Raw genomic sequence first — 23735 nt, forward strand, 5'->3', positions numbered from 1 at the left:
ATTGTCCGAAGCAATGACGCGAACCAGCACCATCCCCATTCAGGCCGAAATCGACTGGGAGCGCTCGCGTCCCGGCGATGGCGGGGATGTGCTGATCTGCGCGATCAATCTCGATCGCTCGCCGGAACGCTGGGAAGCGATCCGCGAACAACTGGATGCGAGCGGCCTGCCTTATGTCAGGCTACGTGCCGTCGACGGTCGCGCGCTTGACCCTACGCTGGAAGCCAAGGTCAGCCACGAACGCTTCGAACAGTCCAACGGTCGCAAGATCACACCGGGCGATATCGGTTGTTATCTCAGCCACACCGCCGCCTGGAGCTTCATGGCCACCCAGGCAACTTCCAAGCTGCTGATCGTGGAAGACGATGCCGTGTTTCAGCCCGATTGGACGCAACGGCTGCACAGCGTGCTCCGGGCCTACAAGCCGGGCATGCTGATGAAGCTGTCATGGCAGCGGCCGGGTCTGACGCGTGACGTTGCACCCATCGACGACACCTACCGCCTCGTGCGCCCCCTGACTCATCAAGCCTGTTGCGCGGCCTACCTCGTCGACAAGACAGCGGCGCAGCACCTGCTGGATCACGCCTTCCCGATCTATGTGCCAGTGGATCACTACATGGAATCGCCTTGGGAAACCGGCGTACCCGTGCGCTCCATGATGCCGCGCCTTGTTCATCAGCGCGGCGTGGCGAGCACGATTTCCAAGCAGAAGAAGTTCCACTGGAGCCAGCGTGTGCCAACCCTGCTTTACCGCATCAAGGCACATTCCCGACGCTTCTTGCACGGCTTTTTACGCACGGCCTAGCTTCGGTCTCCTGTCATTGCTATTCGGCAGGATCATATCGCGGCCAGCGCGCCGCCATTGCTTGTTTGCTTCATTTCAGTTGGGAGAATCATGATGGTCGAGATGCAGGACAAAAAGCCGGCCTCCGGCGATCTCGATCAGAGCGCGCTATTTTTCCACCGCTATCCAACGCCCGGCAAGCTCGAGATCCAGGCCACGAAGCCGCTCGGCAACCAGCGCGACCTGGCACTGGCTTATTCCCCCGGCGTCGCAGCGCCCTGCCTCGCCATTCAGGACAACCCGGACGCGGCAGACGATTACACGACCCGCGCCAATCTCGTCGGCGTCGTGTCCAACGGCACGGCCGTTCTCGGCCTCGGCAATATCGGTCCGCTCGCTTCCAAGCCGGTGATGGAAGGCAAGGCGGTCCTGTTCAAGAAGTTCGCGGGCATCGACGTGTTCGACATCGAGGTCGATGCAACGGAAATCAGCCGCATGGTGGAAACGGTTGCGGCTCTCGAACCCACCTTCGGCGGCATCAATCTGGAAGACGTGAAGTCGCCGGAATGCTTCGAGATCGAAGAACAGTTGAAGGCGCGCATGCGCATTCCCGTGTTCCATGACGACCAGCACGGCACGGCCATAATCGTTGCCGCCGCCATCCTGAACGCTTTGGAAATTGCCGGCAAGCGCATCGAAGAGGTGAAGATCGTCACCTCCGGCGCGGGCGCTGCCGCCCTTGCCTGCCTCAACCTGCTGGTTTCGCTCGGCGCAAAGCCGGACAACATCTGGATCACCGATCGCTACGGCGTCGCTTATGTCGGCCGCACCGAAGAGATGGACCGCTGGAAGGCGCCCTATCTCAAGGAAACGGAGCTGCGCACGCTGGCCGATGTGATCGGCGGTGCCGACGTCTTCCTCGGCCTTTCCGCTGCCGGCGTGTTGAAGCCTGAGCTTCTAGCCGAAATGGCGGAAAAACCGCTAATCCTGGCGCTCGCCAACCCCACGCCTGAGATCATGCCGGACCTCGCCCGGGCGGCCCGCCCCGATGCGATGATCTGCACCGGCCGCTCGGATTTCCCAAACCAGGTCAACAACGTCCTTTGCTTCCCCTACATCTTCCGCGGCGCGCTGGATGTCGGCGCAACGGCGATCAACGAAGATATGAAGATGGCCGCCGTGCGCGCCATCGCCGCGCTTGCGCGTGAAGAACCGTCTGACGTCGCGGCCCGCGCCTATTCCGGCGACACGCCGATGTTCGGCCCGGACTTCCTGATCCCGTCGCCGTTCGATCCGCGCCTCATCCTGCGCATCGCACCGGCGGTGGCCGAAGCTGCCGCGCAAAGCGGTGTGGCACGCCGGCCGATCACCGATATGCCGGCCTATCTCGATCGTTTGAACCGCTTCGTGTTCCGCTCCGGCCTCGTCATGAAGCCGGTTTTCTCCGCCGCGAAGACCGCCGGCGCCCAGCGCGTCATCTATGCCGATGGTGAGGATGAGCGCGTGCTGCGTGCTGCGCAGGTGGTTCTTGAAGAAGGTCTGGCCAAGCCGATCCTCGTTGGCCGCCCCGCAGTCATCGAGACCCGCCTCGCCCGTTACGGCCTGAAGATCCGCCCGGGTGTCGATTTCGAGATCATCAATCCGGAAGACGATCCGCGCTACCGCGATTATGTCGAAACGCTGATCGCCCGCGCCGGCCGCCGCGGCGTCACGCTGGAGGGCGCACGCAGCCTCGTTCGCACCGACACGACGGTTATTGCGGCCATTGCGCTGATCCGCGGCGATGCCGACTCCATGATCTGCGGTCTGTCTGGACGTTTCGAGCGCCACATCCGCTATGTTCGCCTGATCATTGGTGCGAGCGAAGAAAGAGGGGATCGCGACCTTTCGGCTTTGTCGATGCTGATCTCGCAGAAGGGCGTCACCTTCTACACCGACACCTATGTCACCGTGGATCCAACGGCCCAGGAGATCGCGGAAATGACGATGCTCGCTGCCGAAGAAATCCGCCGCTTCGGCATCGAACCGAAGGCTGCGATGCTGTCTTTCTCCAACTTCGGCTCACGCGATACCGAATCGACGCTGAAGATGCGGGAAGCCGCACGTATCCTCAAAAGCCGCGCACCGGACCTCGCCTGCGACGGCGAGATGCACGCTGACTCTGCGCTGTCGGAAACCCTGCGCAACCGCATCTACCCCCACTCGACATTGAAGGGCGAAGCCAACCTTCTGGTGTTCCCGAACCTCGATGCCGCGAACATTACCATGAACGCGGTGAAGATGATGACGGATGCGCTGCATGTTGGACCGATCCTGCTCGGCACGGCAAAGCCCGCGCATATCCTGACGCCTTCGGTTACCTCGCGCGGCATCGTCAACATGACGGCCCTGTCGGTTGTGGAAGCCTCGCAGCGCCTGCATCATCCGGCGGCGCTCTGACGAAGATTTCAACGGTTACAGCAAGCTTCGGCACAGGCTTGCCGCAATCATCGGCAAGCGTGCTTCGCCATGAAGGTACGAACGGTCTCGGCACGGAAACGATGGTCGGCTTTGACGAGCGCGTTGGCAGTCTTGCTGCTGACGGCGTCGCTCGTCCCTGATCAGGCCGCTGCCGCCTCGTCCAGGCTTTGCCGACAACTGGAAGCCGAACTCGCGAGCACCGGCCAGGGCAACCGAAGCTCGGCCGCGATGCGGCAATATGATCGCGCCATCGCCGAGCAGGAACGGCAGCTTTCACGAACCGAAGCCGAATGGCAGCGTGCCGAATGCGATTACGGATATGGCGGCCGAACCGCTCGCTTGTGTCGCCAGATCGAAAACACGCTGACGCGCATGGAACGCAACTATGCCGAGCTGCAGCGCGAGCGCGCCCGGCTTGGTCTCGGCTCCAGCCGCAACGGTTCTGTTGAGCGCCAGCGCATTCAGCGCGCCATCGACGACGCCGGCTGCAACGCGCCTGCGCCCCAACCAAAGCCGCAGCAAGTCGCCGTTCCACGGGCATCTCAACCGGACACGGCGCAAGAGCGTCTGCGCACGCTTTGCGTCCGCATGTCAGACGGCTACTTCTTTCCAATGTCCTATGGCGTAACGCGGGATGACTTCGCCCGCGAGGCCAAAAACTGCCAGGCGACCTGCCCGTCTACCGAGATGCGGCTCTACTACCACAAAGTGCCGGATCAGGCGGCTGCCGACATGGTGTCGGCCGACAATAACGAACCTTATTCAGCCTTGCCGACAGCAAACCTCTACCGCAACCAGCCGCAAAGCGGTGCCTCCGCCTGCGCGCCCGCTGCCCCGAAAGCAACGATCGCCAGCGTTCCCGATCAACCGGTTTCGGAGACACCAAAGGAGAATACGTCCGCGCCGGCGACGACGTCCGTGTCACCTGTCCCGCCTGCAACTACGAGCCCGTCCATCCGGGTTCTGCCGGATCAAAGCACGCCGCAGGAGCCGGAAAAAGCCAGCGAACCCGCCAAGCAGGAGCCGGAAAAGCGCGAGGCAGCCCTTCCGAAGCGCCCGCCGGACCCCGCGCCGGCTCGCTCCATGTCCGAAGACGACAAGCGCGTCAGGGTCGTCGGACCAACGTTCCTGCCTGCCCAAGAAGGGGCAATAGATCTGCGAGCTCCGGGCCAGAAGAGCGCCCCGTAAGCGCAATCCGCAACGGCATGAAAAGCGTCTTGCCCTTGCGCCCGCTTTGCGCCTTCACCGCCTCGGTCCAGATCTTCCAGGTGCCGCGATCCCAGGGTTCCGCCGGCAACAGATCGAAGGCTTCCGCCACGAAGCCGCGATCCTCGTCCGAGAGGCTCTCGGCGTTGTCCGGCCCTTCGCTGACGATGCGCCACCAGACGGCCGCCTCCGCAACCGTCTCCAGATTTCCCCGCACGGCCAGCCAGAACGGCTCGGCCTTCGGCCCGTCGATACCTATGACAGCCAATCTCGCCTGAACATCCGCAAACGGCATCTGGTGGATCAAGGCGCGGTTCAGCGTCCCCACTTCCGCCGGATCGAACTTCGCGGCGGACTTGGAGGTCGCGGCAGGATCGAAGCGCGCGGCCAACTCTTCCATCGTTGCAACGGGCTCGACGCTTTCCGACGTACCGATCAGAACCGCAAGAGATGCCACCGCCATTGGCTCGATGCCCGCCTCACGCAGGCCGGTGATCGACAGCGCGCCGGTTCGCTTCGACAGGCCTTCGCCGCTTGCCGTGGTCAACAGGTTGTGGTGCCCGAAAGCCGGCGGCTCTGCACCCAGCGCACGGAACAAGGCGATCTGCGCGCCCGTATTCGTGACATGGTCGTCGCCGCGGATAATATGGGTGACGCCCATCTCGATATCGTCGGCCACCGACGGCAGCGTATAAAGATAGGTGCCGTCTTCGCGCACCAGCACGGGGTCGGACATGGATGCGAGATCCACCGTCTGCGGTCCGCGCACGACATCGTCCCACTGCACTTCGGTGCGGCTTGGGCTGAACGGATCATCGCCAAAATTCGGCAAAAGAAAGCGCCAATGCGGCTTGCGGCCTTCAGCTTCCAGCGCGCTGATGTCCTCGGCCGACAGCTTCAGCGCTTCACGGCCGTAAACCGGCGGCAAGCGGCGCGACAGCCGGATCTTGCGCCGACGCTCGAGCTCTTCCGGCGTTTCATAGCAGGGATAAAGCAGCCCCGCTTCTTTGAGCTTGGTAGCCGCCGCATCATAGATCGCGAAGCGCTTCGACTGATACTCGACACGCGCCGGCTTGATCCCCAGCCAATGAAGATCGGTCAGGATCGCGTCGGCATAATCCTGCTTCGAGCGCGCAGCATCCGTGTCGTCGAAGCGCTGGATCAGTTGCCCACCCGATTTCAGGGCGAACAGCCAGTTGAACAGCGCGGTGCGCGCATTGCCGATATGGATCATTCCCGTCGGAGACGGCGCGAAGCGAACGGTTGTTGTCATGCCTTGCGGCGTAGCTCCAAGCCGGTTCAACCGCAAGCATTTGATGGCCTCAACGCCTTAACGCGTGCCCCAGCGATCCCGGAACACCAGCTCGTCCAGCGGCAAACGCAGCCGCCAGCCCTTCACCGCCAGTTCCGGCTCTTCATAAAGCGCATCGACATAACCAAGGCAAAGCCAGGCGATGATCTCGATGCGTTCGGGAATGCCGAGCAGATCCCGCACATCTGCATCCCGGAAGATGCTGACCCAGCCCACGCCGACACCTTCCGCCCGCGCCGCCAGCCAAAGGTTCTGCACCGCGCAAACCGTGGAAAAGGCATCCATGCGAGGATTATGCGTGCGCCCGAGCACCACTGGTCCGGCACGATCGGGATCACAGGTCACGCAAAGGCTGAGTGGCGCCTTACGGATACCTTCGAGCTTCAAGCTGCGATAGCGCTCCTGCTGCGCATCCGGAAACATCGCGGCAGCCTCGTCATTGGCGCGCGCAAAAGCGTCCCACGCACGCTCCTTCACCTGCGCGTCGCGGACCAGGATGAAGCTCCAGGGCTGCATGAAGCCGACCGAAGGTGCCGCATGTGCCGCCTCCAACAAACGGGCGACCACATCGTCGGGCAATGGATCCGGCAAGAATTGATCGCGCACGTCACGACGCGTCTGGATCGCCTTGTAAACGGCGACCCGCTCATCGGCAGTGAAGGGCGCCGCAGGCGCAAGGCCGCCGCTGCAAGGCTGGTCCGGCATCGTTTGTCCCCAACAATGCGATAGAAGCGCTTTCCCGTCAGGGAAAAGCTCCAACAACCTGCCGCCGTCCGCGCGGATCGGTCTATCGTATCAGGCCGGTCTTCTGGCTCGGCTTCAACCGCCTCGACTGCAGCCTTCCCGGGTTTGATCCCAGTGGCACGATGCAGCCCGCGTCAGCCTTACAGTGTTGGGCACGCGCCGGTTTCGCACCGGCTTCCCGATTCTCCGGCTTCGCAGCCGGCACCTGACGATGAAGTTTATGCGTGAGCGCAGCCCGCCCTGCAAGAGCCTAGTCCTTGCTGCGGTAAAGCCGCATCTCCTTGCCGGCCTCGATCAGCCGAAAGCCGAACGGCTCGTAGAGCGCATGCGCGTCCTCCGTTGAAAGCGACCAGGACAGAACAGTGCGCAGTTCGGGATGATCCATCAAACCCGCCACCAACGCCTTGCCGATCCCCTTGCCGCGATGCTCCGGCCAGACAATCACATCCGACAAGCGCATGAACAGCGCGCGATCGCCTTGCGCCCGCGCAAACCCGACCTGCTCCCCGTCGATCAGCGCGATCGCACAGATCGAGTTGGCGAAGGCGATCTCGTGCAGGGCATCGGTTCGATTTCCACCCCAGTAACTCTCGCAAAGCAGTTGCGAGGTGCGGGCGAAATCGAGCTTTGCACGATCGAAGCTGATCTCGACGGCGCTCATCCCCGATCGCGGAAGCGGTTGGTGATGGGATAACGGCGATCGCGGCCGAAATTCTTTCGCGTGATCTTCACCCCCGGTGCCGCCTGCCGCCGCTTGTATTCGGCGAGATAAAGCAGATGCTCGATGCGCTGTACCGTTTCGGGCGCATGGCCTTTCGTGACGATCTGCTGCACGCTCATCTCGTTTTCCACCAGACATTCCAGGATGTCGTCGAGCACGGGGTAAGGCGGCAGCGAATCCTGGTCGGTCTGGTTTTCGCGCAGCTCCGCCGAAGGCGCCTTGTCGATGATATTGACGGGGATCACCTCGCCCGACGGGCCCATCGCACCAGCCGGAAGATGCGCATTGCGCCATCGAGCGATCGAATAGACCTGCATCTTGTAAAGGTCCTTGATCGGGTTGAAGCCGCCATTCATGTCGCCATAAAGCGTGGCATAGCCGACCGACATCTCGCTCTTGTTGCCGGTGGTCACGACCATCGAGCCGAACTTGTTGGACACTGCCATCAGGATCACGCCGCGCGTACGCGATTGCAGGTTCTCCTCCGTGATCCCTTCTTTCGTGCCTGCAAACGTCTCCGACAGGGAAGACAAGAAGCCTTCCACCGGCTCGGCAATCGGAATGATGTCATAGCGGCAGCCCAGCGCTTGCGCGCAAGCCTTGGCGTCTGTCAGCGATTCTTCCGACGTATAGCGGTAAGGCAGCATGATCGCATGCAGCCGCTCTTCCCCGAGTGCGTCCACCGCCAACGCGGCGCACACGGCCGAATCGATGCCGCCTGACAGCCCGAGCACCACATTCTTGAAGCCATTCTTGTTTACGTAATCGCGCAAGCCGATCATGCAGGCGAGATAATCGGCTTCCTCGCCCTGCGGCAGCTTGGCCATCGGACCGTTGTCACACACCCAGACATCGTCACGCCGCTTCCAGGTTACCACGGCCACCGTTTCCTCGAACTCGGACAACTGGAAGGCGAGCGACTTGTCGGCTTCGATCCCGAAGGATGCGCCATCGAAGACGAGCTCGTCCTGGCCGCCGAGCTGGTTCGCGTAAACCATCGGCAGGCCGCTTTCGATCACCTGCCGGATAACCGTCTGGTGGCGCACATCCATCTTGCCGCGGTAATAAGGTGAGCCGTTCGGCACCAACAGAAGCTCCGCCCCGCTTTCAGCCAGCGTTTCGCAGACGCCGAGCTGACCCCAAATGTCCTCGCAGATCGGAATGCCGATGCGCACGCCCCGGAAATTGACGGGGCCCGGCATGTTCGGGCCGGGCTGGAACACGCGCTTTTCGTCAAACTCGCCGTAATTCGGCAGATCCAGCTTGTAGCGCTCTCCCAAGATTTGGCCGCCGTCGGCAACGATCACCGAATTATGGATCCCGCTGGTGCGCTTCAGCGGCGTTCCGATGATGACGCCCGGACCGCCATCCGCCGTGTCTTCCACCAGCTGACGCGCCGCCCGCTCGCAGGCATCGACGAAGGCCGGCTTGAGCACGAGATCTTCCGGCGGATAGCCGGCAATGAAAAGTTCGGTGAACAGAACGAGGTCCGCGCCCTGCCCGGCCGCTTCCTTGCGCGCCCGGCGTGCCAGTTCGAGGTTTCCCGATATGTCGCCGACAACCGGGTTCAGCTGCGCGATCGCCAGGCGAAGAACGTTGAGCGGAGAAGTGTTGGAAGGTGTTTGAGCCATAGGAATGATCTAGCGCGTGACCTATAAGCCTGCAATTGCCGTGTTGAAGACAAAGGAGTAGGCAACGCGCACTTCATCTGGTCAGGACATCGCCATGTCGCTTTCATCGAGCATCAAGGCACATGCGAGCGACCCGTTTGACGCCGTTTCAGTCCTGCTCATGGAAACCGAACATCCCGAATGATCGACGCGATTGATACATTTGTCCGTGAATACGGCGTGCTCGCCGTGTTTGCGGGAAGTGCGGCCGAAGGCGAGAGTGTCGCAATCGTCGGCGGCTTCTTTGCTCATCAGATGCTCCTGCCCTTGTGGCAGACCTATCTGGCAGCACTGGTCGGCACCTTCGTCGGCGACACCGCCTATTACGTGTTCGGCAAGCGGTTCGCCGATCATCGCTGGGTTCAGAAGATGCGCACCAAGCCCGGCTTCAGCCACGCCATGCGCCTCGCGCAAACACGCCCCCGCGCCTTCGTTTTCCTGAACCGCTACGCCTATGGGCTAAGGCTGCTCGGCGGCGTTTGCTGTGGGCTCGCCAAGATCGATTGGGGCACGTTCCTGATCTACAACCTGCTGTCGTCCATCGTATGGGCAACAGTCTTCGTCGGCATAGGCTACTTCTTCGGACTGGGCGTGGAAGCGCTGATCGGCGACGCCCTGCATGACCATCAACGCGTGATCATCGCCGTCGCCATTGTTCTGGCCGTCAGCCTGTTGGCCGCGATCGTCGTGCGAAAGGTCATGGCGCGGGAAAAGCAGAGCGAAAGCTGATCAATCAGCGCCCCTGCAAGCATTCATTGAGCCACAAAAAACGCCGTCCGGATCATCTCCGAACGGCGTTTTGAATTGTCTCAGAAGATCGCCGGTGCTTAGCCGTTGACGGCCTTCTTCTGCTGCTGCGTTTCCGCCTTCTTCAGAAGATCGCTGACCAGGAAGGCCAGTTCCACCGCCTGCTCCGCATTGAGGCGCGGGTCGCAATGGGTGTGGTAGCGGTCCTGCAGCTCGTCATCGCGAATGGCGCGGGCGCCGCCCGTGCATTCGGTAACGTTCTTGCCGGTCATCTCGACATGGATGCCGCCGGGATGCGTGCCTTCGGCACGATGCACCTCGAAGAAGCTCTGCACTTCCTTGAGAATGCGGTCGAACGGACGCGTCTTGTAGCCGGCCGCCGTGACCGTGTTGCCGTGCATCGGATCGCAGGACCAGACGACCTTGCGGCCTTCCTTTTCCACGGCGCGAACAAGCTTCGGCAGATGGTCGCCAACCTTGTCGGCGCCGAAGCGCGCGATCAACGTCAAACGGCCCGGCTCGTTTTCCGGATTGAGCAGATCGCAAAGCTCGATCAGGCCATCCGGCGTCAGCGACGGACCGCACTTCAGCCCGAGCGGGTTCTTGATGCCGCGGCAGTATTCGATATGCGCGTGATCCGGCTGGCGCGTACGATCGCCGATCCAGATCATGTGGCCGGACGTCGCGTACCAGTCGCCCGACGTCGAATCGACACGCGTCAGCGCCTGCTCGTAGCCGAGCAGTAGCGCTTCATGGCTGGTGTAGAAATCGGTCTCACGCAGCGCATAATTGCTTTCCGACGTGATGCCCACCGCACGCATGAATTCCATGGTTTCGGTGATGCGATTGGCCAGCGCCTCGTATTTTGCAGCCTGCGGGCTGTCGGCCACGAAGCCCAGCATCCACTTGTGGACATTCTCGAGGCTTGCATAGCCGCCCTGCGCGAACGCGCGCAGCAGATTCAGCGTCGCGGCGGACTGGCGGTAAGCCATCTCCTGGCGCGCAGGATCGGGAATGCGCGACTTTTCGTCGAACTCGATGCCGTTGATGATGTCGCCGCGGTAGGACGGCAGCGACACATCACCCTTGGCTTCGATGTCGGAGGAGCGTGGCTTGGCGAACTGGCCGGCGATACGACCGACCTTCACCACCGGCTGCGCACCGGCATAGGTCAGCACGACCGACATCTGCAGAAACACGCGGAAGAAGTCGCGGATGTTGTCCGCGCCATGCTCGGCAAAGCTTTCGGCGCAATCGCCGCCCTGCAGAAGAAACGCTTCGCCATTGGCGACAGACGCCAGCTGCTTCTTCAGCTTGCGCGCTTCACCTGCAAAAACGAGCGGCGGAAACGTAGCAAGACGAGCCTCGGTATCCTCCAGCGCAGCCATGTCCGGATAGGACGGGACCTGCTGGATCGGCTTGGCTCTCCACGACTTCGGCGACCACTTCGTCATCACTGCACCTATTTGGCTTTGCGGCGCTCTTCTTTGCCCGCATCTTCTCCGTTGTTGGGAAGTGCCGGTCCTATACAGGAAGGTTAAGGACCATGCCAGCCCGGCCGAGGATCAAGACCGGTTGACGATCAAGAAACCCGTTCGCCGTTCTTGATGCGGTAGCTCGGCGAATACATCGTGACCAGTTCCTCCGCCGTTGTCGGGTGAACCGCCATCGTGGCGTCGAACGCATCCTTGGTCAGCTTCGCCTTGATCGGAATGCCGAGGAGCTGCGCCATCTCGCCCGCATCTGGTCCAATGATATGTGCTGCGACCACCACTCTCGTCTTGGCATCAACCAGCAGCTTCATGATCATGCGCTCGTCGCGATTGGCGAACGAGGTCTTCATCGGCCGGAACGCCGCGCGATACACTTCCAGATCGGGATAGGTCTTGGCGGCCTCTTCTTCCGTCATGCCGACGGTGCCGATCTCCGGCTGCGAAAACACGGCGGTCGGGATGATCTCGTGATCCGGCCGCGTCGGATTGTCGTGCCAATGCGTTTGAACGAAGCACATGGCCTCGTGAATGGCGACGGGCGTGAGCTGCACGCGGTTCGTCACGTCGCCGATCGCCCAGATGTTGTCGACCGCCGTGCGCGAATACTCGTCCACCGGGATCGCGCCATTATGGCCGAGCTCCAGCCCGATCTCCTCCAGGCCAAGCCCGTCCGTGTTCGGCAAGCGCCCGATCGCCATCAGCACCTGGTCGGCGCACATGACGTGGTTGTCCGAAAGCTCGACATCCAGACGCCCGTCATCCCGCTTCGCGATCGACTTGAACATCGTGTGGCACAGGATTCGGATGCCCTTGTCCTGCATCTCGTTCTGAAGATGCTCACGCATCTCCCCATCGAAGCCGCCGAGGATCCGTTGGCCGCGATAAACCACGGTCGTATCGACGCCCAGACCATGGAAGATATTGGCGAACTCCACCGCGATATAGCCGCCACCGAAGATCACGATCGACTTCGGCAGCTCCTTGAGATCGAAAACATCATCCGAATAGATCGCCAGTTCGGAACCCGGCAGCGCTTCATGCGGGTTGGGGCGCGCGCCGGTTGCGATCAGGATCGTTTCAGCCGTCACCGTCTTGCCCGAAGCCAACTGGATCGTGTGCTTGTCCTTCAGCGTCGCGCGCTCGTCGAAGATCGTGACATCGGTGCGATCGAGGCCGGCGCGGTAAACCTGCTCCAGCCGACCAATTTCTTTGTCCTTGTTGGCGATCAGGGTCGGCCAATCGAACTTGGTCTCGCCCATCGACCAGCCGTAAGCGGCCGCGTCGGCAAACTTCTCGGAAAACTGCGAAGCATAAACGAACAGCTTCTTGGGAACGCAGCCGCGGATCACGCAGGTGCCGCCGAACCGGTATTCCTCGGCAATGGCAACCTTCTTACCCAGTTGCGCCGAAACACGCGCGGCCCGCACACCACCAGATCCACCGCCGATTACGAAAAGATCGAAGTCATGGGCCATGATTTGAAGTCCTGCGTCTGCGGTTGATGTCTAGGAGGTATGGGCTTCTTAACAAAAGAAAAGCCCGGACAAGGCCGGGCTTCGCTGATCGGGGCAGAAAATGCTCGTTACTGAGCGGGCGCGGGTGTCGGCGCAGGCGTGTCAGTTGCGGGCTGCTCACCGGCCGCCGGCTGCTGGGCGCCGGTGGCCTGCTGCCGTGCCGGTTCGAAGCTCGCTGCGACGGCTTCAGCCAGATCGCGCGAAACGCCGCGCTGCCAGATCTCTGCCGCCTGCATCACCTCGCGGGTCACGCGACCGCCCTGCTGCAGAAGCTTCTTGCCGGCCGGCGACGTGTAGAAAGCCGCGATGTCGTTCAGTTCCTGCTCGGTAAAGGCGCGCGCATAAACCTGGGCAGCCTCGTTTTCGAGATCGGCGCGGCGCTTGGCCAGCTCGAGCGTCTTCTCGTCGACGGTCTTGATGATCAGATCTTCCAGGTTCGGATCCTTCTGGATCATCTCCTGCTTCAAGGCCTGTGCGCCGGCCGGCAGGATCGAATCGAACTGATCCGTGATCTTCACCGCCGAAAGCGCCGAGCGGGCTGCGGCCAAATGCGACGGCGTCACTTCCTGTGCAAAAGCGGCCCCTGCACCAAACAGGAAAGCTGCGCCAGCGAGACCGGCAATCAACCGGCGAGCACGAAAGGTCAGAATCATAAGATGATGAACTCCTTGTCAGCCGGCAGACTGCATCACTTCGATGCCGTCATCGCCTGCTATGATGGCGAGGGTGGTGAGGCCCAGAAACATTCCATGCTCCACGACGCCGGGAATGGCAACGAGGGCAGCAGAAAGCGCTCTTGAATCGGGAATGCGGCCAAAAGATGCGTCGAGAAGGAGATGTCCCCCGTCCGTGACGAACGGCTCGTCGCGCGCGCTGCGCAGCGTCAGTTCGCCCGACAGGCCCAGCTCTTGCGCCACACGAAGGATGGCCAGCCGGGTGACTTCCAGACCATAGCGGTTGACCTCGATCGGCAGCGGAAACGCGCCAAGGCAATCGACCGTCTTGCTGCCATCGGCAATCACGATGAACCGCTTGGCCGCCGATGCGACGATCTTCTCGCGCAAAAGCGCGCCGCCGCCACCCTTGATCAGATCAAGCGCAGGATCAACCTCATCCGCCCCGTCGATCGCCAGATCGAGCACCGGCGTTTCGTCGAGCGAGGAAAGCTTGATGCCGAGTTCCATGCACAGCCGTGCGGTGCGTTCGGAAGTCGGCACGCCTGTGATCGTCAATCCATCTGCGACCTTCTCGGCCAGCAGTTTCACGAATTCTTCGGCTGTGGAGCCGGTGCCGATGCCAAGCCGCATGCCATCTTCAACATGAGCCAAGGCGGCGCGTGCGGCTTCGATCTTGCGGTTCGTCGCGTCCATGAGCAGGTTCTGGTTGATCGTGGCCGCGCTCCTACCATCTTTGCTCACGCGGGCAAAGCCGCACATGTGGGAAACCCGACGCCGATGCGGCGCACTTGCCGACGCACCTAGCCGGAGCTATCGCGAACGACATGACACAACCCATCATCGTCTTCGATCTCGACGGCACGCTGGTCGACACAAGCCCGGACCTGCTTGCGGCCCTGTCTCACGCCCTCAAGGACACCGGCCTGCCGCCGATCGATCCCAAGGTCTTCCACGCTTATCTCGGCATGGGTAGCCGCGCGATGATCGAGCGTGCCTTCCGCCAGGCCAACCAGCCGCTGGATGCCGATCAGCATGAAAAACTGATCACCACCTTCCTGCAGCATTACACCGACAACATTCCCGGCACCTCCCAGCCCTTCCCCGGCGTGCTGGATGCCATGAAGCGCTTCGCCGATGCGGGCTGGACGCTCGCGATCTGCACCAACAAATTCGAGAAGCTCAGCCATGCGCTGATCGAGGGCCTGGGTATCCACGCCCAGTTCGCCGCCAATTGCGGCGCCGACACCTTCGCCTGGCGCAAGCCCGACCCCCGCCATCTCCTGTCCACCATCGAACAAGCCGGCGGCGATCCGGCACGGGCCGTGATGGTGGGCGATTCGAAGACCGACATCGACACCGCGAAAGCCGCAGGTATTCCCGTCGTCGCCGTTGATTTCGGCTACACCGACCTGCCCGTCGCCACCTACGAGCCGAGCATCGTCATTTCGCATTACGACGAGCTGACGATTGCCATGGCCGAGCGGCTGATCGCGGCCGCGAATGCGTGATCAACAAGCAGGCCGAAGCAGCTTGACTTGCAAGGTCGCCGCTCGTAAACACCGCGCCACGTTCAGGCGCTTGGTCGCCTCGGCGGGCGATTAGCTCAGCGGGAGAGCACACCCTTCACACGGGTGGGGTCACAGGTTCAATCCCTGTATCGCCCACCATTCTCCTCGCCTAAAATCGATCATCTTCAAACAAAAAAACCGCCGCTGCCCGAAGGCAGAACGGCGGCTGTCACGTTTCGCGTTTTGCGAATTGCTAGAAGATCAGCTTCAGCAAACCGATGACCACTGCAAGGCCAATCAGGAAGATGATCAAGGCTGTGATGCCAAGGCCTTTAAGCATGGGTCGTTCTCCGATCTGCAATTTTGTTTAGCAAGAACGAAGATAGCGGCCTGGCGTTCCACACAAATCGAAATTGTGTCGAACGCCCAAGCCGAACTCGCCAACGGAACGCCGTCAGATAGACGGCGAGCGCGAATCGCTGGTCTTGCGAAGGGCGGTCAGAACCTTCTCATCGCGATCATAGACGTCCGGCGAATAATGCACCTCACCCGCCTGGTTCGGCCACGCCGTGAAGTACGCGACATAGACCGGGATCTTGCGCTGCACCTTTTCGGTGGAATGCCCCTGCTTCAGCTTGGCAGCGACATGCGCCACATCGGTGCCGAGCACGGCAGCTGCCATCGCACGTGGATCCGATAAACGCACGCATCCGTGGCTGAGAGCACGCGCATCGCGGCTGAAGAAGCTCTTCTGCGGCGTGTCATGCATGTAGATGGCATGCTTGTTGGGGAACAGGATCTTCAGCTCGCCCAGGGCATTCGCTTCGCTCGGCGTCTGGCGCACATTGTAAGGAATGTTGCTGCCATGCGCCGCCCAGTTGATCGTGGAAGACGGGATGCGCTTGCCCTTGGAATCCGTCACCTCGTAACCGGCACGGTCAAGATAGCCCGGATCGTTGATCAGGCGCGGCAGCATTTCGTTGACGATGATCGAGCGCGGCACACCCCAATACGGGTTGTAGTCGACCTGCGTCAGCTCGTCATAGAAGAAGCTCGTCTGGTGAGACGGGCTGCCGACCACTGTGCGCATCGTCAGCTTGTCGACACCATTCTCGCGATAGGTGGCGTTGAACGCTGCAGCGTTGAGGAAGACATGCGTCGCTCCAAGATCGGACGGGTGCCAGCGCAGCTGCTCCAGCGCCACCTCGATCTTGTCGATCCGGTCGGCCTTCGACACGCCCGCGATCGCCGCAACCGTGCGGCCACCGATCACGCCGTCGGGCTTCAAACCATGCGCCTTCTGCGCGGCCTTGATCACCTCGACCAGCTCAGGCGTATAAAGCTCGCCGCCGGCATTGGCGGTGATGACGCCGCCATGCGCTGCCTTGAACGTCGCATCGCCCTTCTGGTCGATCAGCGTCAGAAGCTTGGGCAATTCGGCGCTCGATTCGCCCGGCTTCAGCAGAAGCTTCGGATCAACCACGATCGAACGCTCGCGCTCGGCTTCCAGCGACTTCAACTCGGCGCGCAGGGCGGCATATTCCGCGTTCTGCGGATGCTGGCCCTCGAGATAGGTCTTCACATCGACGCCGCTTGAAAGCGCCGTCAGCGCTGCCTCGTAGTCCACCGGCTTGGCTGCGAAATCATGGTAACCCGACAGCAGGTTCGGATTGATGCGGCCGGCATGGGCGTCGCGGATATAACGCAGAACGCGCGCCGACATCGTCATCTCGTAGCGGATAAGAGCCGGATCGCTCAGCGCGAGCTGGCCTTCAGCCGTCACCTGCGGGCGAGCGACCTGATAGTCCTGCGGATCGAGCCCATAGCTGCCGGCATCGGCGAGCATCGCCATCGCGGCTTCGGCGCGAACGCGTGGCGCCGTGCCCAGAACCCAGATAAAGCCCGGCTCCGAGGCATAATGCTTCTCGATCGCGTCCGCGATCTCCTTCTCGGCGGTCAACTGATAGTCGATCAGCCCCGACAGCGAACGATCAAACGGCGTGCCCGGCTCCGACGGCTCGATCGAACCGGTGATCTCCACCGAGCCCGTCGGCTGCAGCTTGGTAAAATCAACCGGCACGAGTGCAGCGGTCTTGTAGGTGTAATAGCTTGGCGACGCGACCTTCACGATCGGCGCAGGCTTGGTCGGCTTGACCACCGAAACTGGCTGAACCGGCCTTGCTTGCTGCTGCTGCGGCGCGCTTTGCTGCTGCACCGGCTGCATGCGACGCGGCGTGGCGTGCGGTCCCTGGTTCGCAACGACGCCGCTGCGGTGATTGTTGCCGAACAAGCGCTGGAACAGGTTGTCGGCCGAAGCGACATTGATGCTCGACAGCGAAGTGGCGGCGACCAGGGCCGCAATCAGGCCGGTTTTAACTCTTGAAACTGGCAGCAAAGCGCATCCCCTCGTCTGGCACTGGATCGAACGTCAGCAGGCACCCCGATCATCGTCCCGAAGAACGACGCAGAATGCGCTGAGACTATATCGATTGACGCCAAATGCGTTAAGCGACCGTAAACCGTTTGCGCCCCGCTGCGGCAGGAATGCAACAAATGTGGAGGATGACCTCCACGACACACCCGATTGAAAAGGGCCGTCCAGTTGAACTGAACGGCCCCGGGTACAGGTACAAACGGGCTCAGCAATCTGTCCGCACCCACACCCATGAACGGGCAAGCCAACCGGCCGGCCGAAAGGGTTCAGGGTCGGGACAGACACGATGAAGAACCGCTGGAGTTTCGGCTCGATTGTTCACGAAAGCTTGAGACTGGCTCAGCGCGGGTCGCGCGACAAACCCTTGGCCGACAACTCGTCGAGATAAAACTGCCACTGCTCGTTCTTTTCGTGACCGAGCGTGTGCAGATAGGTCCAGGTGAAGATCCCTGATTCATGCCCGTCATCGAACACGATGCGCACGGCATAGTTGCCGATCGGCTCCATGCGCGCGATCGCAACCTCGCGCTTTCCCGGCACCGTGACCCGCTGCTCGGGCGAATGGCCCTGCACCTCGGCCGACGGCGATGTCACGCGCAGAAGCTCGGCGGGCAGCTCGAACGGAGCGTGGTTGGGAAACGTCACGGTAAGGAGCTTGCGGTCTTTCGACACGCGCAATTCTGAAGGAGCGGCCATAAACATCCTTCTTGCACAAACCATCGGCCGCGCAAAGCGGGGTGGTTGTATCGTGAACCGGACCCTATATCCTGTGTCAGCCCTACCCGCGCGCAAGCCCAAGGCCAAGCTTCAATGATCGACCCGTTTGGACGCCGGATTTCCTATCTCCGTGTATCGGTGACGGACCGTTGTGACTTCCGTTGCACCTATTGCATGGCGGAAGACATGACCTTCCTGCCCAAGCGCGACCTGCTTTCCCTCGAAGAACTCGACCGCCTGACCACTGTGTTCGTAGAAAAAGGCGTGCGCAAGCTTCGCCTGACGGGCGGCGAACCGCTGGTGCGCAAGAACATCATGCACCTTGTTCGCCAGATTTCGCGCCACCTGAAATCGGGCGCGCTGGATGAACTCACCATCACCACCAACGGCTCGCAGCTCGCCAAACACGCTGCAGAGCTCGCCGATTGCGGCGTGAAGCGCATCAACGTGTCGATCGACACGCTCGACCCCGCCAAGTTCCGCGCGATCACGCGTTGGGGCAATGTTGAGCAGGTCATGGCCGGCCTCGATGCCGCACAGGCTGCCGGCTTGAAGATCAAGCTCAACGCCGTCGCGCTCAAGAACTTCAACGATCAGGAAATCCCCGACCTGATGCGCTGGGCGCATGGCCGCGGCATGGATCTGACGGTGATCGAAACCATGCCGATGGGCGAGATCGACGCCGATCGCACAGACCAGTATCTGCCGCTCAGCCAGCTGCGCTCCGATCTCGAACAGCGGTTCACGCTGAACGACATTCCCTACAAGACCGGCGGCCCGGCCCGTTACGTCGAAGTGGCGGAAACCGGCGGTCGTCTCGGCTTCATCACGCCGATGACCCATAATTTCTGCGAAAGCTGCAACCGCGTTCGCCTCACCTGCACCGGCACGCTCTACATGTGCCTCGGCCAGGAAGACGCCGCCGATCTGCGCACACCGATGCGCGCGTCCGAAGGCAACGAGCTGCTGGCGCAGGCGATCGACGAAGCTATCACCCGCAAGCCTAAAGGCCATGACTTCATCATTGATCGCACCACGCGCCGTCCGGCCGTGTCGCGCCATATGAGCGTCACCGGCGGCTGACGCCGGTCGCGACGCGAGACCCGGCTGGACCATCGATCCCGGCTTGCGCGATCCCGTCAGTTGAGACAGGACAGAGCGCAACAGGAATCTTGCGGTGCCTCTTTCAAAGAACATGCGCGGCAGTCTGTTCATGGTTGTGGCCATGGCGGGCTTCACGGCCAATGATGCACTCACCAAGCTGGCTGGCATTCACATCAGCCCGGCGCAGATCATGCTGGTGCGCGGCATCTTCGCCACGACAATCGTTGCGCTCCTAACCTGGCAACAGGGCGCCTGGCGTCCGCTTCGCACAGTGTTGACGCCGTCGCTCCTGTTGCGCGTGGCGGGCGAACTCGTGGCGACGTTCCTGTTTCTCACGGCCCTTATGCATATGCATCTCGCCAACGCGACAGCGATCATGCAGGCACTTCCGCTTGCAATCACCATGGCTGCGGCGCTGTTTCTGCAGGAACCCGTCGGCTGGCGGCGTTGGAGTGCCGTGACCGTCGGCTTCCTGGGCGTCCTAATCATCGTGCGGCCCGGGCTCGAGGGCTTCAACGTGTTTGCGCTGCTGGCCTTGATGGCGGTGGCTGCCTGCACTGTTCGCGACCTTGCGACGTCCCGCGTTCCGCGTTCCATTCCTACGCTCTACATCGCCCTGATCAGCTCAGTTGCCGTGACGCTGAGCGGAGCGGTTGCCCTTGTGCCTTTCGGTGGATGGCAGCCTATGCAGCCGTCCATAATCGGCATTCTCGTGCTTTCCAGCGGCGCGGTGGTGATCGGCTATCAGTTTGTTTCGATGGCCGTACGCACTGGCGAAATGTCATCGGTTGCGCCCTTCCGCTACACGGCGCTTCTCTGGTCCATCCTGCTCACGATCCTGGTGTTCAACGACTATCCCGACGTACCTATGATGGTAGGCGGCGCCATCATCATCGCCTCGGGTAGCTATGCCTTCTGGCGCGAACGCAAGGTGGGCCGAGCAAAGCCGGCTGCGGCAGCAACGGCTCCCGGCATGGCGCCGGACGGCCTTTGACAGAGCATGATCCGATGAGCCGCAGCATCGCAGGGATGATCCTCGCCGGTGGTCGATCGAGCCGCATGGGCGGCGGTGACAAGACCCTGCTTCCGCTAGGCAACGGCACGGTTCTCGATGAAGTCACCCGCAGACTGCGCCCGCAGTTGGACACACTCGCCCTCAACGCCAATGGCGATCCCGAACGTTTCGCGTCCTTCGATCTTCCCGTTCTGCCAGACACCTTCGGCAGCTTCGAAGGTCCCCTCGCCGGCATCCTCACCGGCCTCCTCTGGGCAGAAAAGATCGGCGTCGAAAACCTCATCACGGTAGCCGGCGACACGCCATTTCTTCCGAACGAGCTGGTGTCGCGTCTTCAGGCTGCAGCGCCATCTTCCAGCATCGCCGTCGCGACTTCCAACGCGCGCATCCACCCGACCTTCGCCCTTTGGCCTGTCGCCTTGCGCTCAGATCTCGAAACCTTCCTCCACACACAGGCCAGCCGCCGCGTGAACCACTTCATTTCCGATCATCCGCACGTCCGCGTCGCGTTCGACACCGCCTCCTTCGATCCATTCTTCAACATCAACACGCCCGACGACCTCGTTGAAGCGCAGCGCCTTGCGGCAAGCCTGTCATGACCCACCGCGTTTTCGGCATCACCGGCTGGAAGAACTCCGGCAAGACCACCCTGACCGAGCGGCTTGTGACCGAGCTAACCGCGCGCGGTTATACCGTGTCGACGATCAAGCACGCGCATCATGACTTCGACATCGACGTGCCCGGCACCGATTCCTTCCGCCACCGCGCCGCCGGTGCTTCGGAAGTCGCGATCGTGTCCTCCCACCGCTGGGCGCTGATGCACGAGATGCGCGGCGATGCCGAACCGTCTTTGACGGAAATCCTCGACCGCCTGTCGCCCTGCGATCTCGTGCTGGTGGAAGGCTACAAACGCGAAGATCACCTCAAGATCGAAGCCCGCCGCAAGGACACGGCGACCCGCGCGCCGCTGGCGGAAAGCGACCCGAAGATCGTAGCGCTCGCGACCGATCACCCGGTTGAAGGCGCCGCGCTTCCTGTATTCGACCTCGATAACATTCCCACCATCGCGGACTTCATCGTGGAAACCCTTTCCATCTCGCGGCGCTGACGCTGTTTACCCGTTGCAATCACTGCAAAAACAATGGGATTATCCGGGCTTGCAGCAGTCAATCCGGCCACAACGCCAAGGTCTGCACGCACACGAACCGAGAGGAACACGAATGCGCATTTCCAAGCTTTGCCTTGCGGCCTCCGCAGCTTTGCTCACCTTGTCCATGGCCTCGATCGCTTCCGCGCAGGAAACCACGATCAAGATCGGCACCGAAGGCGCTTACCCGCCCTTCAACAACCTGACGGCATCGGGCGAGCTGGAAGGCTTCGACATCGACATCACCAAGGCGCTTTGCGAAGAGATGAAGGCAAAGTGCGAGTTCGTCACGCAGGATTGGGACGGCATCATCCCCGCACTGCAGGCCAAGCGTTTCGATGCGATCGTGGCCTCCATGTCGATCACCGACGAGCGCAAGCAGCAGGTCGATTTCACCAAGCCCTACTACAGCAACTCGCTCGTTTTCATCGCGCCGAAGGACTCCGAGTTCACGGCCAGTGAAACCGACGGCAAGACCATCGGCGTCCAGCAGGGCACGATTTCCGCCGAGTTCGCCGAAAAGACCTATCCGGATGCAGACGTGAAGGCCTATCCGACCCAGGTCGAAGCTTGGGCTGATCTGGAAAGCGGCCGCACGGACGCCGTTCTCGGCGATTTCGGCGTGCAGTATGGCTTCATCAACGGCGAAGACGGCACCTGCTGCGAGTTCAAGGGCGATCCCGTCAGCTCCGACGACAAGATCGGCATCGCCGTGCGCAAGGGCGACACCGAACTGGCCGAAAAGTTCAACAAGGCGCTCGAAGCCATTCGCGCCAACGGCAAGTACAAGGAAGTCAACGACAAGTACTTCCCGTTCGACGTTTACGGCGGCTGATCCCGCGGAAACCTGAACCCGATCATAGCCGGAACAGAACCAGCGGAACACACCCGCCGGCTCGTTCCGGCTTCTTCATGAGTGTCGCGGATAAACAGATCGCTGCATGGACGCTGCGCTGAACCTGCTGAGTTTCGGTCCCGAAGGCTGGGGCGACGATATCGCGTCCGGCGTGCTTGTCACCGTTGGGCTGGCTTTGGCGACCCTGCCCTTCGGCCTCGTGCTCGGCTTCTTCGTGGCGGTCATGAAGCAGGCGCAAGAGCCCTCCATGCGGCTCGCCGGCAATATCTACACCACCATCTTTCGCGGCCTGCCCGAACTCCTCACGCTGTTCCTGATCTTCTACGGCGCGCAACTCGGCCTGCAGCAGATCACCGCCTTTATCGGCACCGAAACGACGATCGAGATCAACGCCTTCGCTGCCGGAATGGTGGCGCTCGGCATCATGTTCTCGTCTTATGCCAGCGAGGTCTTTCTCGCCGCCTTCCGCGTCATCCCGCGCGGGCAGTATGAAGGCGCCTATGCCGTTGGCCTCAGCCATAACAGGACGATGCGCCTGGTGGTGCTGCCGCAGCTGATCCGCATTGCGCTGCCCGGCCTCGGCAATCTTTGGCTGATCCTCCTGAAGGACACCGCGCTCGTGTCGGTGATCGGCCTTTCCGACATCCTGCGCCAGACCGGCGTCGCCGCACGCGTGACCAAGGAGCCGTTTCTGTTCTTCGGTCTCGCCTGCCTGCTTTACCTCGTGCTCGCCATTCTTTCCTCCTTTGTGTTCAGCGCCATCGAGCGCTGGGCGGAAAAGAGCGGAGGCACGCGATGAGCGTCGTTGCAGCCACCGACACGGTGGAACGCCCCGCACCGCCACGCCGTCGCTGGACCGGCACCCGCATCGCCGGCACCATTCTGGTGACGCTGTGGGCGCTGGCGATTGCCGGCCTCGCGCTTTACCTCGTTCAGTCCTGGAACCCCGAGCTGTTCGATCGCTATGCCGGCCGCTACTGGTCGGGCCTGATCGTCACGCTGCAGCTCGTTTTCCTGTCGATCATCCTTGGCGCCATCCTGTCGATCCCGATCGCATGGGGTCGCATGACGAAGCGGCGCATCCCCAATGCGCTCGCCTACGCCTATGTCTATTTCTTCCGCGGCACCCCGCTGATCGCGCAGACCTTCCTGATCTATTACGGCCTCGGCTCTTTTCGGCCCCAGCTCGAAACCGTCGGCCTTTGGAGCTTCTTCCGCGATGCCTGGAACTGCGCCCTGTTCGCCTTCACGCTGAACACAGCAGCCTATCAGGCCGAGATCCTGCGCGGCGCAGTCGAAAGCGTCGGCCGCGGCCAGTGGGAAGGTGCGGCCTCACTCGGCCTGTCGCGCCTGCAAACGCTGCGGCTGGTGATCGCCCCGCAAGCGCTGATCGTGGCGCTGCGCCCTTACGGCAACGAGATCATCCTGATGATCAAGGGCTCGGCCATCGTCGCCATTATCACCGTTTATGACCTGATGGGCGAAACACGCCGCGCTTATTCCCGCTCCTTCGATTTCCAGACCTACCTTTACGCAGCCCTGATCTACCTCGCGATCGTGGAAACGCTGCGCAACATCATCGAATGGGTCGAGAAACGTGTCACGCGCCACCTGAAGCGCTAGATC

The 23735-nt window shown here is 61.8% G+C and carries 23 protein-coding genes, 1 tRNA gene and 1 riboswitch; of the genes, 13 read left to right on the forward strand and 11 right to left on the reverse strand.

Going from position 1 to position 23735, the window contains the following annotated elements:
- The first annotated feature begins 13 nt into the window (after nucleotides 1-13).
- The 3 genes from JYU29_RS08535 (at nucleotide 14) to JYU29_RS08545 (ending at nucleotide 4432) form a co-directional block, all read left to right on the forward strand.
- Nucleotides 14-805: a glycosyltransferase family 25 protein gene (locus JYU29_RS08535; protein ID WP_213984398.1), complete on the forward strand. Its 792-nt coding sequence runs from the start codon at nucleotides 14-16 to the stop codon at nucleotides 803-805.
- Between the two features lie 93 nt (nucleotides 806-898).
- The gene (locus JYU29_RS08540) at nucleotides 899-3223 is read left to right on the forward strand and encodes an NADP-dependent malic enzyme (protein ID WP_213984999.1); all 2325 of its coding nucleotides are present in this window, start codon (nucleotides 899-901) and stop codon (nucleotides 3221-3223) included.
- 123 nt (nucleotides 3224-3346) lie between these two features.
- The gene (locus tag JYU29_RS08545; protein WP_213984399.1) at nucleotides 3347-4432 is read left to right on the forward strand and encodes a DUF2865 domain-containing protein; all 1086 of its coding nucleotides are present in this window, start codon (nucleotides 3347-3349) and stop codon (nucleotides 4430-4432) included.
- Here the strand turns inward: JYU29_RS08545 and gltX are convergent.
- From gltX to JYU29_RS08565, 4 genes are all read right to left on the reverse strand, one after another.
- Complete coding sequence (gltX, locus tag JYU29_RS08550; RefSeq protein ID WP_213984400.1) at nucleotides 4350-5723, reverse strand: glutamate--tRNA ligase; 1374 nt, start codon at nucleotides 5721-5723, stop codon at nucleotides 4350-4352. The two genes, JYU29_RS08545 and gltX, sit on opposite strands and share 83 nt — an antisense overlap.
- Nucleotides 5724-5780: 57 nt before the next feature.
- On the reverse strand, nucleotides 5781-6467 hold the full coding sequence (gene bluB / locus JYU29_RS08555) for a 5,6-dimethylbenzimidazole synthase (RefSeq protein ID WP_213984401.1): 687 nt from the start codon (nucleotides 6465-6467) through the stop codon (nucleotides 5781-5783).
- A 76-nt stretch (nucleotides 6468-6543) separates the two neighbouring features.
- Nucleotides 6544-6728: riboswitch (cobalamin riboswitch) on the reverse strand.
- Nucleotides 6729-6756: 28 nt separating this feature from the next.
- Nucleotides 6757-7167, reverse strand: a complete 411-nt coding sequence (locus JYU29_RS08560) for a GNAT family N-acetyltransferase (protein ID WP_213984402.1) — start codon at nucleotides 7165-7167, stop codon at nucleotides 6757-6759.
- Nucleotides 7164-8858: an NAD+ synthase gene (locus JYU29_RS08565; protein WP_213984403.1), complete on the reverse strand. Its 1695-nt coding sequence runs from the start codon at nucleotides 8856-8858 to the stop codon at nucleotides 7164-7166. Before JYU29_RS08565 ends, JYU29_RS08560 begins: the two co-directional genes overlap by 4 nt.
- Before the next feature lie 180 nt (nucleotides 8859-9038).
- Here JYU29_RS08565 and JYU29_RS08570 point away from each other — a divergent pair, with 180 nt between their 5' ends.
- A complete protein-coding gene (locus tag JYU29_RS08570) occupies nucleotides 9039-9626 on the forward strand; it encodes a DedA family protein (protein ID WP_213984404.1) in 588 nt (195 codons plus the stop codon).
- A gap of 98 nt (nucleotides 9627-9724) precedes the next feature.
- On the opposite strand, the gene JYU29_RS08575 is transcribed toward JYU29_RS08570, so the two are convergent.
- The 4 genes from JYU29_RS08575 to rpiA form a co-directional block, all read right to left on the reverse strand.
- A complete protein-coding gene (locus JYU29_RS08575) occupies nucleotides 9725-11098 on the reverse strand; it encodes a class II 3-deoxy-7-phosphoheptulonate synthase (protein WP_213984405.1) in 1374 nt (457 codons plus the stop codon).
- A gap of 128 nt (nucleotides 11099-11226) precedes the next feature.
- Entirely contained in the window at nucleotides 11227-12615 is a 1389-nt protein-coding gene (gene gor / locus JYU29_RS08580) for a glutathione-disulfide reductase (protein ID WP_213985000.1), read from the reverse strand.
- A 104-nt stretch (nucleotides 12616-12719) separates the two neighbouring features.
- Nucleotides 12720-13304, reverse strand: a complete 585-nt coding sequence (locus tag JYU29_RS08585; protein ID WP_213984406.1) for a DUF2059 domain-containing protein — start codon at nucleotides 13302-13304, stop codon at nucleotides 12720-12722.
- An 18-nt stretch (nucleotides 13305-13322) separates the two neighbouring features.
- Nucleotides 13323-14021, reverse strand: coding sequence for a ribose-5-phosphate isomerase RpiA (rpiA, locus tag JYU29_RS08590; RefSeq protein ID WP_213985001.1), 699 nt, complete (start codon nucleotides 14019-14021; stop codon nucleotides 13323-13325).
- Between the two features lie 131 nt (nucleotides 14022-14152).
- Between rpiA and JYU29_RS08595 the strand changes: the two genes are divergently transcribed.
- Both JYU29_RS08595 and JYU29_RS08600 read left to right on the forward strand, forming a co-directional pair.
- Nucleotides 14153-14836: an HAD family hydrolase gene (locus JYU29_RS08595; protein ID WP_213984407.1), complete on the forward strand. Its 684-nt coding sequence runs from the start codon at nucleotides 14153-14155 to the stop codon at nucleotides 14834-14836.
- An 84-nt stretch (nucleotides 14837-14920) separates the two neighbouring features.
- Nucleotides 14921-14995 (forward strand) — tRNA-Val (locus JYU29_RS08600).
- 94 nt (nucleotides 14996-15089) lie between these two features.
- Here JYU29_RS08600 and JYU29_RS18555 read toward each other — a convergent pair.
- The 3 genes from JYU29_RS18555 to JYU29_RS08610 all read right to left on the reverse strand — a co-directional run bounded on the left by JYU29_RS18555 (nucleotide 15090) and on the right by JYU29_RS08610 (nucleotide 17966).
- Nucleotides 15090-15176, reverse strand: coding sequence for a small membrane protein YohP (locus tag JYU29_RS18555; RefSeq protein WP_453901275.1), 87 nt, complete (start codon nucleotides 15174-15176; stop codon nucleotides 15090-15092).
- A 114-nt stretch (nucleotides 15177-15290) separates the two neighbouring features.
- The gene (locus tag JYU29_RS08605; RefSeq protein WP_250157316.1) at nucleotides 15291-17231 is read right to left on the reverse strand and encodes a L,D-transpeptidase family protein; all 1941 of its coding nucleotides are present in this window, start codon (nucleotides 17229-17231) and stop codon (nucleotides 15291-15293) included.
- A gap of 378 nt (nucleotides 17232-17609) precedes the next feature.
- On the reverse strand, nucleotides 17610-17966 hold the full coding sequence (locus JYU29_RS08610; RefSeq protein WP_213984408.1) for a gamma-butyrobetaine hydroxylase family protein: 357 nt from the start codon (nucleotides 17964-17966) through the stop codon (nucleotides 17610-17612).
- A 114-nt stretch (nucleotides 17967-18080) separates the two neighbouring features.
- Between JYU29_RS08610 and moaA the strand changes: the two genes are divergently transcribed.
- The 7 genes from moaA (at nucleotide 18081) to JYU29_RS08645 (ending at nucleotide 23732) form a co-directional block, all read left to right on the forward strand.
- Nucleotides 18081-19070 carry a GTP 3',8-cyclase MoaA gene (gene moaA, locus JYU29_RS08615; protein WP_213984409.1) on the forward strand — a complete coding sequence of 330 codons (990 nt, stop codon included), beginning with the start codon at nucleotides 18081-18083 and terminating at the stop codon, nucleotides 19068-19070.
- 94 nt (nucleotides 19071-19164) lie between these two features.
- The gene (locus tag JYU29_RS08620; protein ID WP_213984410.1) at nucleotides 19165-20085 is read left to right on the forward strand and encodes a DMT family transporter; all 921 of its coding nucleotides are present in this window, start codon (nucleotides 19165-19167) and stop codon (nucleotides 20083-20085) included.
- Between the two features lie 14 nt (nucleotides 20086-20099).
- Nucleotides 20100-20705 (forward strand): molybdenum cofactor guanylyltransferase MobA, encoded by a 606-nt coding sequence (mobA, locus tag JYU29_RS08625; RefSeq protein WP_213984411.1) that lies wholly within the window; start codon nucleotides 20100-20102, stop codon nucleotides 20703-20705.
- Nucleotides 20702-21214, forward strand: coding sequence for a molybdopterin-guanine dinucleotide biosynthesis protein B (gene mobB, locus JYU29_RS08630; protein ID WP_213984412.1), 513 nt, complete (start codon nucleotides 20702-20704; stop codon nucleotides 21212-21214). Before mobA ends, mobB begins: the two co-directional genes overlap by 4 nt.
- Before the next feature lie 112 nt (nucleotides 21215-21326).
- A complete protein-coding gene (locus tag JYU29_RS08635; RefSeq protein WP_213984413.1) occupies nucleotides 21327-22088 on the forward strand; it encodes an ABC transporter substrate-binding protein in 762 nt (253 codons plus the stop codon).
- A gap of 106 nt (nucleotides 22089-22194) precedes the next feature.
- Nucleotides 22195-22908 (forward strand): ABC transporter permease, encoded by a 714-nt coding sequence (locus JYU29_RS08640; protein WP_213984414.1) that lies wholly within the window; start codon nucleotides 22195-22197, stop codon nucleotides 22906-22908.
- Nucleotides 22905-23732 (forward strand): ABC transporter permease, encoded by an 828-nt coding sequence (locus JYU29_RS08645; protein ID WP_213984415.1) that lies wholly within the window; start codon nucleotides 22905-22907, stop codon nucleotides 23730-23732. The genes JYU29_RS08640 and JYU29_RS08645 overlap by 4 nt, the downstream gene beginning before the upstream one ends.
- The last annotated feature ends 3 nt before the right edge of the window (nucleotides 23733-23735 follow it).

The sequence above is a fragment of the Tianweitania aestuarii genome, assembly GCF_018457165.1.
Classification (GTDB): domain Bacteria; phylum Pseudomonadota; class Alphaproteobacteria; order Rhizobiales; family Rhizobiaceae; genus Tianweitania; species Tianweitania aestuarii.

Coding starts and splice junctions, on each gene's coding strand:
- gltX (WP_213984400.1), bottom strand. CDS start 5,723: ATGACAACAACCGTTCGCTTCGCGCCGTCTCCGACGGGAATGATCCAT.
- JYU29_RS08540 (WP_213984999.1), top strand. CDS start 899: ATGGTCGAGATGCAGGACAAAAAGCCGGCCTCCGGCGATCTCGATCAG.
- bluB (WP_213984401.1), bottom strand. CDS start 6,467: ATGCCGGACCAGCCTTGCAGCGGCGGCCTTGCGCCTGCGGCGCCCTTC.
- JYU29_RS08585 (WP_213984406.1), bottom strand. CDS start 13,304: ATGATTCTGACCTTTCGTGCTCGCCGGTTGATTGCCGGTCTCGCTGGC.
- JYU29_RS08575 (WP_213984405.1), bottom strand. CDS start 11,098: ATGACGAAGTGGTCGCCGAAGTCGTGGAGAGCCAAGCCGATCCAGCAG.
- JYU29_RS08645 (WP_213984415.1), top strand. CDS start 22,905: ATGAGCGTCGTTGCAGCCACCGACACGGTGGAACGCCCCGCACCGCCA.
- JYU29_RS08610 (WP_213984408.1), bottom strand. CDS start 17,966: ATGGCCGCTCCTTCAGAATTGCGCGTGTCGAAAGACCGCAAGCTCCTT.
- rpiA (WP_213985001.1), bottom strand. CDS start 14,021: ATGGACGCGACGAACCGCAAGATCGAAGCCGCACGCGCCGCCTTGGCT.
- JYU29_RS08640 (WP_213984414.1), top strand. CDS start 22,195: ATGGACGCTGCGCTGAACCTGCTGAGTTTCGGTCCCGAAGGCTGGGGC.
- mobA (WP_213984411.1), top strand. CDS start 20,100: ATGAGCCGCAGCATCGCAGGGATGATCCTCGCCGGTGGTCGATCGAGC.
- JYU29_RS08595 (WP_213984407.1), top strand. CDS start 14,153: ATGACACAACCCATCATCGTCTTCGATCTCGACGGCACGCTGGTCGAC.
- JYU29_RS08535 (WP_213984398.1), top strand. CDS start 14: ATGACGCGAACCAGCACCATCCCCATTCAGGCCGAAATCGACTGGGAG.
- mobB (WP_213984412.1), top strand. CDS start 20,702: ATGACCCACCGCGTTTTCGGCATCACCGGCTGGAAGAACTCCGGCAAG.
- JYU29_RS08635 (WP_213984413.1), top strand. CDS start 21,327: ATGCGCATTTCCAAGCTTTGCCTTGCGGCCTCCGCAGCTTTGCTCACC.
- moaA (WP_213984409.1), top strand. CDS start 18,081: ATGATCGACCCGTTTGGACGCCGGATTTCCTATCTCCGTGTATCGGTG.
- JYU29_RS08570 (WP_213984404.1), top strand. CDS start 9,039: ATGATCGACGCGATTGATACATTTGTCCGTGAATACGGCGTGCTCGCC.
- JYU29_RS08565 (WP_213984403.1), bottom strand. CDS start 8,858: ATGGCTCAAACACCTTCCAACACTTCTCCGCTCAACGTTCTTCGCCTG.
- JYU29_RS08560 (WP_213984402.1), bottom strand. CDS start 7,167: ATGAGCGCCGTCGAGATCAGCTTCGATCGTGCAAAGCTCGATTTCGCC.
- JYU29_RS18555 (WP_453901275.1), bottom strand. CDS start 15,176: ATGCTTAAAGGCCTTGGCATCACAGCCTTGATCATCTTCCTGATTGGC.